The sequence below is a fragment of the Planktothrix pseudagardhii genome, from assembly GCF_904830925.1.
GTDB classification, from domain to species: Bacteria; Cyanobacteriota; Cyanobacteriia; order Cyanobacteriales; family Microcoleaceae; genus Planktothrix; species Planktothrix tepida.
In genome coordinates, this window is record NZ_LR882967.1 from 2,329,147 (window position 1) to 2,342,162 (window position 13,016).

The 13,016-nt window shown below is 39.9% G+C and carries 8 protein-coding genes; 4 read left to right on the forward strand and 4 right to left on the reverse strand.

Annotated elements, in window-relative coordinates; all coding sequences use genetic code 11:
* Positions 1-52: 52 nt before the first annotated feature.
* The 4 genes from NMK36_RS09790 to NMK36_RS09805 form a co-directional block, all read right to left on the reverse strand.
* The gene (locus NMK36_RS09790) at positions 53-1,642 is read right to left on the reverse strand and encodes an Hsp70 family protein (RefSeq protein ID WP_254173635.1); all 1,590 of its coding nucleotides are present in this window, start codon (positions 1,640-1,642) and stop codon (positions 53-55) included.
* Positions 1,643-1,670: 28 nt separating this feature from the next.
* The gene (gene dtd, locus NMK36_RS09795; protein WP_254173636.1) at positions 1,671-2,129 is read right to left on the reverse strand and encodes a D-aminoacyl-tRNA deacylase; all 459 of its coding nucleotides are present in this window, start codon (positions 2,127-2,129) and stop codon (positions 1,671-1,673) included.
* Positions 2,130-2,382: 253 nt separating this feature from the next.
* Positions 2,383-3,534, reverse strand: a complete 1,152-nt coding sequence (locus NMK36_RS09800; RefSeq protein WP_254173637.1) for a CobW family GTP-binding protein — start codon at positions 3,532-3,534, stop codon at positions 2,383-2,385.
* 174 nt (positions 3,535-3,708) lie between these two features.
* A complete protein-coding gene (locus NMK36_RS09805; protein WP_254173638.1) occupies positions 3,709-6,078 on the reverse strand; it encodes a glycosyltransferase family 4 protein in 2,370 nt (789 codons plus the stop codon).
* A gap of 221 nt (positions 6,079-6,299) precedes the next feature.
* Here NMK36_RS09805 and NMK36_RS09810 point away from each other — a divergent pair, with 221 nt between their 5' ends.
* From NMK36_RS09810 to NMK36_RS09825, 4 genes are all read left to right on the forward strand, one after another.
* Complete coding sequence (locus tag NMK36_RS09810; protein ID WP_072722196.1) at positions 6,300-7,406, forward strand: AI-2E family transporter; 1,107 nt, start codon at positions 6,300-6,302, stop codon at positions 7,404-7,406.
* 31 nt (positions 7,407-7,437) lie between these two features.
* A complete protein-coding gene (locus tag NMK36_RS09815) occupies positions 7,438-8,688 on the forward strand; it encodes an FIST signal transduction protein (protein WP_072722195.1) in 1,251 nt (416 codons plus the stop codon).
* A gap of 66 nt (positions 8,689-8,754) precedes the next feature.
* Positions 8,755-12,429 carry a PAS domain S-box protein gene (locus NMK36_RS09820; RefSeq protein ID WP_254173639.1) on the forward strand — a complete coding sequence of 1,225 codons (3,675 nt, stop codon included), beginning with the start codon at positions 8,755-8,757 and terminating at the stop codon, positions 12,427-12,429.
* 38 nt (positions 12,430-12,467) lie between these two features.
* The gene (locus NMK36_RS09825) at positions 12,468-12,845 is read left to right on the forward strand and encodes a response regulator (protein ID WP_072722193.1); all 378 of its coding nucleotides are present in this window, start codon (positions 12,468-12,470) and stop codon (positions 12,843-12,845) included.
* Positions 12,846-13,016: the final 171 nt, after the last annotated feature.

Consider the following 13,016-nt stretch of genomic DNA (forward strand, 5'->3'; position numbering starts at 1 on the left):
TTCTTCCCCCTCTTAAAATCAGGATGAACTGAAAACCTGATTGATGGCACATTTAACTTAACTGTACAACAACTTGATTGTCTAATAGTATTCTATTTGTTAATAAATCTTCGACGGTTATGCGTAAAAATCGTTTGTCATCCACTTGAAATAAAACTTTAATCCGATCGCTTCCAGGGTTCCCTGGGGGAGTTAATTGAGCAATGGTTCGACCTCCTGGGTTATCATTTAAGGGTTGTACAATTTGACCCTGATCTAAACGACGAGTAATTAAGCGATCGCCATCAAAATAAACCTCGGTTCCCCCAGTTTCATCTCCCAATTCCCCTAAAATTAATTCGATACTTGGTTGATTTTCTAAAGAGGCACCCAAGACTAATTCTACAGGAGTTGTCATCGGGTAAGGTTGACCTGATTTGATAATCGGATGCCAATTGTGGCAATTATCTCGACGGTTCCAATAGCGCACCCCATAACTATGATATAAAAAATCTTCGATTTTGGTGCCTTGACTTAGTTGTAAAGCACCGTGAGAAATAGCCTCAAAGGGTTTTTCACAGCGAATTTTACTGAATTCAAAATATTGTTGAATCCAAGTTTGTACCGCCGGAATTTGAGCACTTCCTCCCACGAGCAAAACCCCATTAATATCCGCAACTTCGATTCCTTGGCGACGAGCTTGTTGAAAGACTTTTCCAATCGCATCATCTAAAGTTTCAAAAAATTGAGCTTTGCTCAGAATCGTTTCAAACTGATTTCTCGTTAAGGTTAATTCATAGCTATCTAAGGTTTCATCATCAAAATACACTTCTGTTGCTTGGGTTTGTAAAGACAATTGTATTTTTAAGCGTTCTGCTAAACGAGTAGTTAACGCAGTTTTGGGTAAACCTTGGGTTTGGGTAAAATAATCTACTAACCAATTATCGATATCCGAACCTCCTAAATTTTGTCCCGCTTTGGCTAAAACCCTAGCTGTTTTTACCCGTTGTCCTGATGATTCTGCAAAGGATTTTTGACCCCATTTTAAAATAAATCCCAAGGGTTTTTGATGGCTATTTCCATCTAACCGAACTAAGGAAAGATCTAAGGTTCCTCCGCCTAAATCAATCACTAATAAAAGCTCCTGATCTGCTAATCCATATCCTAGCGCTGCTGCTGTCGGTTCATCTAAGAGTTGTACCTGTTCCACCTCCAAAGATTGAGAGACTTTTCCTAACCAATATCGATAGGATTCAAAACTATCAACGGGAACGGTAAAGACTAAAGAATCAGTCGCCATCGGGAGTTGACGAATTGTATTAACAATTCCCGTTAAAAATAATTCTCCAACTCGTTCAAAACTAATAATTTGACCATCAATTTCAGGTAAAAATCCTTGAATATTGCTACCAATTCCCCGTTTAAAATTCCTAAAAAAGCGAGAATCATTGCTAATATCATATCCCCCATCCCGTACTTGTTGACCGAATAAACAGTCTCCTTGACGGGCATCTTTTAAATAAACTAAACTGGGAATTAGGGGGGGATTTTGACTAGAAATTAAGGATAAATTCGGTAATTTTAAAGTTTCCGCTTGTTGTGTGGCGGGATTCCAACGGGAAATAACAGTATTACTGGTTCCAAAATCAATAGCAATGGTCATTTTTCTAAATACTTTATTAGTGAAAGAATTAAGGGTTTGCTTCTTTTTCTAAGGTTAACGTAACAGGGCCATCATTTTCAATGAACACTTGCATTAAAGCTCCAAATTTGCCAGTTTTGACGTTTAACCCACTCAAACGCAATTTTTCTACAAACAGTTCATAAAGTTTTTCAGCTTTTTCTGGCGGTGCGGAACGGTCAAAAGATGGACGCCGACCTTTTCGACAATCTCCATAAAGGGTAAATTGACTTACAACTAATAATTCACCTCCGATTTCTTGAACAGATTTTTCCCATTTTCCCGTATTGGTTTCCGGGTCAGGAAATAATCTTAATTCTAAACATTTTCGCGCCATCCAGTTTAGTTCAATTTCGGTATCTGTCTCTGCAATTCCCACTAATAGGTTGAGTCCTCTTCCAATTTTACCTATAATTTCCCCATCAACAGTAACTTGAGAATGATTAACTCGCTGAATTATTACCCGCATAACAGTTATCAGTTATCAGTTATCAGTTATCAGTTATTAGTTATCAGTTATCAGTTAAGCTGTCATGCACTTAATTTTTTTGCCTACAAGCGTTGCTAGAAGGACTCTAGGCTACAAAATATTCAATTTAGATAGGAGCAGCTTACCAGTGAGCAGTTTTGAGTCTTGCACTTTTTAGGTAACAATAAACAACTATTAAATTTTAAACGGTTAACTCTCTACTCTTAACTGATAACTGATAACTGATGTTAACCTATTTCCCAAACCCTTTACCCCGGTTTGTAGAGGGGAGACATAAACAATTATTGAGTTGAGAACGGAGGGTTTCATGATCTAATTCTTGACCAATTAAAACTAATTGGGTTTTGGGTTCCCCTTTCCACTCATCATCATCAATGGAAAAGCGTTTTCCACTGAGGTGAAAAATATGACGTTTGGGACTTTCATCAAACCATAAAATTCCTTTAGCGCGGAACACACTCCCAGGAAGTTGGTTATCTAAAAAGTATTGAAATTTTCTTAAAGAAAGGGGTTTATCGCTTTGGAAAGAAAGGGAGGTAAAACCATCATTTTCTAAGTGGTTGGAATGATGATGGTGATGGTGTTCATGGTCGTGATCATGATGGTGATGGTGTTCATGATCATGATCATGATCGCAATGTTCATCACAAACATGATCAGCATGGTCATCGTGATGGTCATGGTCGTGGTCATGGTCATGAGCATCAGATTCAGGATTAAAATATTTATCGGATTCAAATAATCCCACGCTCAGAATTAAAGGAAGAGAAACTTGAGAATTATGAGTGCGTAAAATTCGGGCATCTTTTTTCATATCCCGAATTCTAATTTCTAATAAATCGACATCGGCTTCATCCACCAGATCGGTTTTATTCAAAACAATAATATCCCCATAGGCAATCTGGCTGTTAGCTGCTTGGCTATTAAATAAATCTAAACTAAAATTAGAACAATCCACTAATGTTATAATGGAATCTAAACGGGTCATATCCCGTAATTCGGTGCTTAAAAATGTTAGAGCAACAGGAAGCGGATCAGCAAGTCCAGTGGTTTCTACCACCATATAATCCACTTTTTCAGACCGTTCTAAAACCTTATAAACCGCATTCACTAAATCTTCGTTAATGGTACAACAAACACAACCATTACTTAACTCAACCATTGTATTATCTTCATCGGTATTGATAATCAATTCATTATCAATCCCAATTTCACCAAACTCATTCACCAGGACGGCGGTTTTGATTCCCTGTTGATTCGATAAAATATGATTCAGGAGGGTGGTTTTCCCACTGCCTAAGAACCCTGTAATAATGGTGACAGGCATCCCTCGCTTTGGATTATCCATTGTTAATTCTGTGTTAGGTGTTACGGCCGATTGCATAGAGGTACTACCAAAAACGTCAAGAATTTAAACTGGTAATTGTTAGTGTATCGTATTCTTCCCAGAATGACTAGATAAAGTCCGTTTCAACAAAAACAGTCAGAACATCTCAATCTTAAAACTGAGAATAAATTTCTCGGTTAAAAATCATCTGTTTGGGGATTAATTTTAAAATTAAAGGTTGTGAAATAAAACCTTTAATAACTGCTCAACAATAATTTTCCAGGTAAAGTTTTGTTCGACAAAATTCGGCCCCATTTTTTGTAAGGTTTGATAAAGATTTACGTTTTCAATCACCTTTTCCATTAAGGCAAATAAATGTTCTTGATCTGGTTCTAAAAAGAATCGAGTTTCACCGCTTGGTAAGGTAATTTTATCAAAGGTACTTTTGATTTTATACACTAATGTTTCATTAGTAAAATCATCCGTTGGCCCCCCATCGGTACAGATGACCGGAACGCCACAGGCGATCGCTTCTAAGACAGGAAGATTAAACCCTTCGGCGGAATAGGGAGACACATAAGCATCAGCAGCTTGATATAATTGCGCCATTTCTAGGGAGGATAAATTGTTACCAATATAGCGCATTCGAGTAGAAACTCGTTGTATTTCTTCATCATTTAAGCTGTCTTTTGTTGCTTGTTTGAGATAATCTTTTGAGGGAAAAATTGCATCTCTGCCTTTTAATAATAATCGAGCTTCTGGGTATTTTTCAGTAATTCGAGCAAAGGCTTTTAAAATCCGATCAATCCCTTGACGTTCATTCCACATTACTCCAATATTTAAGAAGATAAAACTATCATTCCATCCCAATTGTTGGCGAAGTTCCTGTCGTTTCTCTTCGGGTAAAGGATGATAAATCTGGGTATCCACTCCTAACGGAATTACCACCACTCGTTCAGGAACCGCACCACTGCGAATAAATCCTTCTCGTGACCAATGGGAAGACGTAATAATTAAGGTATCCCAATGGCGATGTGCTTCTCTAAAACAGTCAATTTTCATCCCGTTTAAAATAGAACGGGGTACAATTCCCCATTCTGTACAACCAAAAATAGCAGTTCTTTTACTCGGAGAAGCTGTTAAATTAAACGGACAATAAACCCGGAGAGTAACATCTGCCTTTTGGTCAGTTTCAGGAGCAGGAATCCGATCTAAAATATCCTCAGCTTCCCGACTTAATAACTGTTTACTCGGCTTCCATTCAGAGGTGACATAGGGGATATCTTTATGAAAAACTTTTAAAGCTGGATATTTGACCATTTCTAACAGTTGGTAACTGTTAATAAAGGAATAGGAATGGGGAAGATCTCGCCATCCTTCCACAATAATACTGTGAGGAGACGATAAAGAAACGGGAAGGTTACGATGGGGAGCCCCCCAGGCGATGGGAGTTTCTTGTTGAGCAATTTCCAACAGTTGATCAATGGTATGTTTCCAGGTATAACGTTCTGCTATCCATTGAGGAGCGATTTTTTTAGCTTGTTCTCGCCATTCCGAATGGTCTATAATTTCTTGCATTAATTCTGCCAAATGTTCCCAACTGGGATGTAGGAAAAACCGACTTTGGTTGTGAATAATTTGATTCTTAAAGGAGCTTTTAATTTTCCAGGTAAACTGCTCATCAGTAATGTCTTCTGTCGCACCTCCAGAACTACAAATAATCGGTAATCCTGATGCAGCAGCTTCCAAGACCGATAAATTAAAAGCCGTTGCAACATCTGTGGCTAAATAGGCATCAGAAACTTGATATAATTGGGCTAGGGCGGTACAAGATAAAGGTTGATTCAAATAGGCAATTTTAGGGTAAATTTTAGTAACTTGTTCTTCTGTTAATACAGTTTTAAAGGCACTCTCTAACCATTGATCAGAATCGTGAAATAGATTTGATCCTTTTAAGACTAATCTCGCCTGTGGATAATCCTCTACAATTTGAGAAAATGCCTTTAAAATCGGTTTAATTCCATCTTGATCTTGTAAACTACCGATATGAAGAAAAATAAAATAATCATCCCATCCCCATTGTTGCCTTAAAGCGGTTCGTTCCGTTTGATTGAGAGGATAATAGATCCTTGGGTCAACACCCCAAGGAACAACCTTTACCTGTTGAGGATTTAGACCACTTCTGATGAATCCTTCCCGTGACCATTGAGACGGTGTAATAATTGTGATATCAGGATTAAGAATTTGATTTTTTAAGTGAAATAAAGGTTTAAGGGGGGCGGATGAATCAATTAAAATTCCCCAAGGTGCAGTGGCATAAACCAGGGTTTTTCGACTGAGAGAGGATTTAAAATTAAACGGTTGATGAATTCTGAGGGTAACATCAGCAACGGGGTTAATAGCTTGAGGAATTTGTTGTAAACGAGTTTCTAATTCAGGATTGAATAATCCGGTAAAAGTTTGCCATTGGGGTTTTAAACTAGGAATGTCTTCATGGGTTAATTGTAAGGGCGATCGCCTTAGCATTTCCAAGAGTTGGAATTGATTAATAATGCTATAAGAATGGGGCATAAAACGCCAGCCTTCAACATGAATTCGCATAAAGAACCTTCTACCCAGATAGAAACCATTAAGACAGTTAAAACTCTCTTAATTTTTCAATTATAAAATAAAACAGAACTTCCGAAAGAGTTGATAACCAATCAATAAAGAATTCCTCTTGACCAATGTTCCAGTAATGATTAAACTAAAAAAGCAGGTGAATAGAATTAAACGGGGTCTTTGATAGGTCTCCATTCCTTAGACTAACTCACGGCCTACCCATGAAATCTGAACGACGTATCTCATTTTCTCTCTCTAGTCTGCTTCTGATTGTAGCATCGGTTTTCCTGCTTGTCCTGCTTTGGCAACTGCGAGGTTTAATCGTTCTATTAATGATTTCTGTTGTTTTGGCTGCTTCTATTGTCCCCCTTGTCAATTGGGCAGAAAAAAAACAGGTTCCTCGATGGTTAGCGGTTGTTATCGTCTATTTAACCTTAATCGCAGGATTAATGGGATTTGGCTTAGTCATTGGGCCTGCGGTTGTGGATCAAATTACCTTATTAGTCCGTCAATCTCCCGTTTTTGCAGAACAAATTATTAGAATTGCAACGGATTTAGCCGGTCGATTAGGATCAGAGACTTCCACCTTTATTGAACAACTCATTGATCCTCAATCTTTAACCAGTTGGGTGATTCGTTCCAGCCAACAATTAATTTTACGTTCCTACGGAATTACGAGGGGAATTTTAGGGGGAGTTGCCAGTTTAATTTTAGCTTTATTTATTTCCGGCTATATGGTAGCGGATAGTAAAACCTTAATTCATAGTTTTATTCAATTTTTTCCCTATCCTTGGAATGAACGATTAGCCGCCCAAGTTGATCCCATTAGCCAACGGATGGGGGGTTATATTCGAGGGCGAATTCTCGTCTCTGGAATTTTAGGGGTAGCCACAACAACGGGATTAGGATTTTTAGGCTTAAAAGACTTTGCTATTGGCTTAGGAGCTATTGCCGGAGTTACCAATTTAATTCCCTTTTTAGGGCCGATTTTAGGAGCAATTCCTGCCTTAATTGTTGCCTTAGCCAAAGGGGGATTTTTAGTGGTTTGGGTATTATTATTATATGGAATTATTCAAAATGTTGAAACCTACGTTCTCGATCCCTTATTAGTGGGTTCATCGGTGGGAATTCACCCCTTATATCAGCTTTTATCCGTACTCGGTGGTGTACAAGTTCTCGGAATTATGGGGGCATTAATTGTTCCCCCTTGGTTTGCCGGAGTCGCGGCATTAGTTGAAAATCTCTATCTTCAACCTAAACTCAAAGCCGAACAACAAGAGGAACGTTTAACTCCCCCCGAAGTATCTTCCTCTACTCAATTTCCCTGATTTTTTCCTTTTCTTTTGTACCCAGTTCATCATGAAATTAGAAACTTTTTTCTGGAAGAAACCCACGGGCTGGTCAGTCAAAACATTGCCCTCCCTGGACTCAAATCAAACTTTAGTGATTGTCTTTGGTGGGGTTCAGTTTCAAGACGATCTCGAACCTTTACAAGACTTAAAAGAAGCTTATCCTCAATCTCATTTTATTGGGTGTTCAACCGCCGGAGAAATTTGGGGTTCAACCTTGATGAAGGATAGTTTAATCGTCAGTGTTTTGCAATTTCATAATACCTCATTAAAAACAGCATTTTGTCACCTTTCTGAAGAAACAAATTCATCAAATCCGCTTCAAAGACAAGATTATTCTTATCAAGCAGGTCGTTCTATTGCTCAACAATTGGCTGATCCTCAGTTAAAAGCTGTCTTTATTTTAGGAGATGGATTACAACTCAATGGCAGTGAATTTTTACGAGGTGTGAATTCAATTTTATATCAAAGTTCTGTTTTTAATTCTTCAGATCCTATCTTAATTGTTGGAGGATTAGCCGCCGATAATCATCAATTTAAACGTACTTGGATTTTACAAAATCGTTTACCCATTTCTGGTGCTGTTTCCGCCGTTGGATTTTATGGAAATGATATTGCAATTAGCTATGGTTCCCAAGGGGGTTGGACAATCTTTGGCCCTGAACGACAAGTCACTCGTTCCCACCACAATATTTTGTATGAATTAGATCACAAACCGGTTTTACAACTCTATCAAGAATATTTAGGCAAATACGCCCGAAATTTGCCCACCAGTGGCTTATTTTTTCCTTTAGCATTGGGAACTCCCTTAGCTCGTAAACGCACGGTGAGAACCCTAATCGGCATTAATGAAGAGACAAAATCCCTAACTTTTACAGGTGATATTCCTGTCGGTTCTGTTGCTCAACTTATGCGAGGAAATTATGAGCGTTTAGTGGATGGAGCATTAGCAGCAGCACTCATTACTCGCAATAGTAATCAACGCAAAACGGGAGAATGGGAACAGCAGAAATTGAACCAGAATCAGGCAATAATGTTAGAACCCACTTTAGCGATCGCGATGAGTGGTTCCGGTCGTCGATTAGTTCTAGGAGAGCGTACTGAAGAAGAATTAGAAGCTACACTAGATGAATTACCCCAAGGAACCCAACAAATGGGTTTTTACTCCTACGGGGAACTAGCTCCTACGGGTGTCGCCTCTCTCTGCGAACTGCACAATCAAACCATGACCTTAATTACCATTCGAGAAAATAGTAGCTAATCCTAGCTTTATCCCTATTGTCTCTGATGAATGGCTGCATCCTGACTTCTTCACTCTTAAGATTCTATGCACTATGCGCTCCAACGCCAACTCAGACGCCTGGGTCTTGATCCACAGACTCCTCCGGTGGATATCGCTACATGGGAAGAATTTCTGGAGCGTGTCAGCCGCAGCTACAAGGAAGCCGATCAAGAACGCTATTTGATGGAGCGTTCCCTTACCCTGTCCTCCAGAGAATTGTTAGAGTTGTATAACCAGCAAAGTCAGGAGTCGGAAGCCCGTTTACAAGCGGAACGGGATCGACTGCGCTCGGTGATTAGTTCCCTAGGTGCTGGATTGTGTATCTTAGATCCCCAGGGCTGTTTATTATCCATGAATCCCGAAGCGGAAAGACTATTGGGATGGTCAGAAGCCGAATTAGTCGGAAACTCCATTTTAGACCGCATTGGAGCCCGTTCTCGATTATCTCTGAATACGTTTCAACGGCTGGCTGCTGCTTCCGCTACAGGGTTAGCGTCCCTTCTGGAACCGATCGCATCCAGTGATGATCAATTTATCTGTGCCGATGGCAATATTTTACCCGTTTCCTATGTATTAACACCGATTTTAGAACAAAACACGTTTGTCGGAGCCGCCTTAGTTTTTTTAGATATTACCGAACGCAAACAAGCTCAATTAGAGGCGGAACGATCTATCTCTTTATTACAAGCTACTTTTGATTCAACAGATGCAGGAATTTTAGCAGTTGATCGCACGGGAAAAGTCTTAAATTTTAATCAAAAATTCGTGGAAATGTGGCAAGTTCCTCCTGGATTATTAAAGCCCCCCCATGATCAATCGGTCTTAGCCTTTGTGTTAAGACAATTAAAAGATCCGCCTCGATTTCTCAAAACCGTGATGCAGTTATCTTCGGAACCCCATACCCCGACTTATGATGTGGTGGAGTTCAAAGATGGGCGAATTTTTGAGTTATATTCCCATCCCTCCCAAATGGGAGAAAAATTAGTGGGAAGAGTCTGGAGTTTTCGGGATATTACCCAACGCAAACGAGTCGAAAAAGCTTTGCAATATCGCGTTGAATTTGAACAACTGATTACTAATTTATCGACCCATTTTATTAGTTTAACAACGGATGAAATTGAAAATGGGATTCAACAAGCGTTACAACGAATTAGTACCTTTATTGGAGTAGAACAAAGCTATTTATATTTATTTTCCGAGCAAGAAATACAGATGAATTCGATTTATCAATGGTTGGCAATAAAAACTCCACATCAGCGTTCTCAACAGCCTTCCAAATTGACAGATTTAATCAAAAAAATTTCCGGTTCTAAACTTTATGGGGCTGATATTCCTTGGTTAGAACGACAACTCAATCGCTATGAAAATATTTATCTTGCTGTTCAGGATTTACCCCCAGAAGCCCTAAAGGATTTAAAGTATTTGCAGCAGTTTCATCCCGTTTCAGATGTATCGTCTTATTCAGAAACCGATACTTTACCTCAAATTCAATCCATTATTTTAGTTCCCTTAGTCTGTCGTCGGTCTATTGTTGGATTTTTGCGGTTTGATTCCATTCATTCAAGTTATACCTGGTCATCGGATAGTATTGCATTGTTGAAAATGGTCGGAGAAATGTTTTCTAATGCCATTGAACGCAAACAAACGGAAGAATTTCTGCGACAAACAGAAGCCAAATATCGGAGTATTTTTGAAAATGCAGCCGAAGGTATTTGTCAAACGACCCTAGAAGGACGATATATTAGTGCTAACCCAGCCTTAGCGAGAATTTTAGGTTATAATTCTCCCGAAGATTTATTAGAAACTATTACGGATATTAATCATCAATTATATGTAAATCCTAACCGTCGAGCCGAATTTATCGCAGAAATTCAAGCCAATCATTCTGTATCCGGCTTTGAATCCCAAGTCTATCGTCAAGATGGAACCATGATTTGGATCTCAGAAAACGCCCGTGCGGTTCGGGATCAAACCGGACAATTACTATGTTTTGAAGGTACAATTGAAGATATTACTGAGAGTAAACGCGCCGCCGAAGCCTTAAAACAAGCGAAAGAAGAAGCTGTTGCTGCTAACCGAGCTAAAAGTACCTTTTTAGCTAATATGAGCCATGAACTTCGCACCCCACTCAACGCTATTATTGGCTATAGTGAGATTTTAGCAGAGGAAGCAGGAGACTCCGGTTATGGCGATATTGTCCCCGATTTAGATCGGATTCGCACCGCCGGACGCAACTTATTAGCGTTGATTAACGATATTTTAGATATTTCTAAAATTGAAGCCGGACGCATGGATTTGTATTTGGAAACCTTTCAAATTTCCATGTTAATTGAGAGCATTGTCACAACAGCTAAACCTCTAGTCGATCAAAATAAAAATAGTTTAAATATTTACTATGCCCCTGATGCGCCTGACACCATGCACGCTGATTTAACAAAAGTTCGACAGGTGTTGTTGAACCTACTCAGTAATGCGGCTAAATTCACCTCGGAAGGTGAAATTACCCTGAATATTAGTCGTGCCCAAAGCCTTCCCTTTGAGTGGGTTCGGGACAATGATTTATCCCTTGATCCGCCATCGGATGATGCCAATTATATTCAGTTTCAAGTGCGAGATACCGGAATTGGAATTACCCCCGAACAACAAAAACAATTGTTTCAACCCTTTACCCAAGGGGATGCGTCTACTACTCGCCGCTATGGGGGAACCGGGTTAGGGCTTACCATTAGTCAACGCTTTTGTCAAATGATGCAAGGCCATATCGCCATTGACAGTGCATTAGGCAAAGGTTCCACCTTTACCATTTATTTACCTTTGTTGGTTCAATCTCAATTCAAAGGCTCAGAATATCCGAATTTAGAAGCTACTGTCGAAGACATCGACGCTCTAGGGGAAACGGATATCATTCTGGATGACCCTTCCGAACACGTGAATGAGCCATCGATTACCGTGTTAGTGATTGATGATGATCCCAATACACGGGATTTAATTGAGCGATCACTTATTCGGGAAGGACTGGAGGTAGAAACGGCAGCAACGGGGGAAGAAGGGCTCGCTCGTGCCCAGCAGCAGCGTCCCGATGCCATTATATTAGATATAATTTTGCCGAAAATGGACGGTTGGACGGTATTATCGACATTAAAGGCTGATCCAGATCTCGCTGATATTCCTGTGATTGTGCTATCGTTCATCAGCAACAAAAATCGAGGTTTTGCTCTTGGTGCATCGGACTATTTGACCAAACCGTTTGATGGTAAGCGCCTAAGTGCTTTGTTGAGTAAGTATCACCCGGATCGGAAACGGGATATGCTTCCTGTGGCTGATCATATTTTAGTGGTCGAAGATGATCTCGCTACCCGACAACTATTACGGGGGTTATTACAGCGACAGGGCTGGATTGTCCAAGAAGCCGGAAATGGTCAGGAGGCTTTGCAACTGATTCAACAGTCAGCCCCCAAACTGATTTTGCTCGATTTAGTCCTCCCGGAAAAAAGTGGTTTTGAGTTAATTCATGACCTTCACAGAACAGATCAGTGGGCAAATATCCCGATTATCGTCCTAACGGCGGCTGAATTAACCCCCACAGAATGGGTACTATTGCGGGGCTATGTGGAGCAGATTCTTCAGAAAGGCAGTTATAGCTGTGAAGATCTTTTACGAGAAATTCATATCTTGTTAAATGCCAGCCTGAAACAGTCCCCCTTAAGTTCTAAATCGTGAGAATTCTAACGCTAAACTATCAACGTTGAGATTGGATCATGGTAAAGATTTTGTTAGTTGAAGATAATGAAATGAATCGGGATATGCTACAACGGCGACTATCCCGAAAAGGATATGAGGTATCTATTGCCGTAGATGGGGCAAAGGGTGTGGAATTAGCTCATTCCCTGATGCCCGATTTAATCCTGATGGATATGAGTTTACCGGTGATGGATGGTTGGGAAGCCACTCGACAAATTAAAGCCGATGCCAAAACTGGGGGAATTCCTGTAATTGCACTCACGGCCCATGCTATGGCAGGCGATCGCGAAAAATGTTTAAAAGCTGGATGTGATGATTATGATACTAAACCAGTGGAATTTCCCCGTCTGTTGGAAAAAATAGAACTCTGCTTAAACAAAGCTCCTGCACCCTGAGCTTAAATTTCATCGGGTTAACGCTCGGATTTTATCCCGTCCTGTGCTGTTTATCCCCATCTAGCTAGTCAATTAGTGAGTGTGTTATTATTTGTGCGCGATATGAACCGATTTGATCACGGGCTCAGATCTAGCCCTGATGGGGGATCATACCCAAGGAACACCCCCACG

Bases quoted from the DNA above. Each gene is read 5' to 3' on its own strand.
- NMK36_RS09790 (WP_254173635.1), bottom strand. From the start codon at position 1,642: ATGACCATTGCTATTGATTTTGGAACCAGTAATACTGTTATTTCCCGT.
- dtd (WP_254173636.1), bottom strand. From the start codon at position 2,129: ATGCGGGTAATAATTCAGCGAGTTAATCATTCTCAAGTTACTGTTGAT.
- NMK36_RS09800 (WP_254173637.1), bottom strand. From the start codon at position 3,534: ATGCAATCGGCCGTAACACCTAACACAGAATTAACAATGGATAATCCA.
- NMK36_RS09805 (WP_254173638.1), bottom strand. From the start codon at position 6,078: ATGCGAATTCATGTTGAAGGCTGGCGTTTTATGCCCCATTCTTATAGC.
- NMK36_RS09810 (WP_072722196.1), top strand. From the start codon at position 6,300: ATGAAATCTGAACGACGTATCTCATTTTCTCTCTCTAGTCTGCTTCTG.
- NMK36_RS09815 (WP_072722195.1), top strand. From the start codon at position 7,438: ATGAAATTAGAAACTTTTTTCTGGAAGAAACCCACGGGCTGGTCAGTC.
- NMK36_RS09820 (WP_254173639.1), top strand. From the start codon at position 8,755: ATGCACTATGCGCTCCAACGCCAACTCAGACGCCTGGGTCTTGATCCA.
- NMK36_RS09825 (WP_072722193.1), top strand. From the start codon at position 12,468: ATGGTAAAGATTTTGTTAGTTGAAGATAATGAAATGAATCGGGATATG.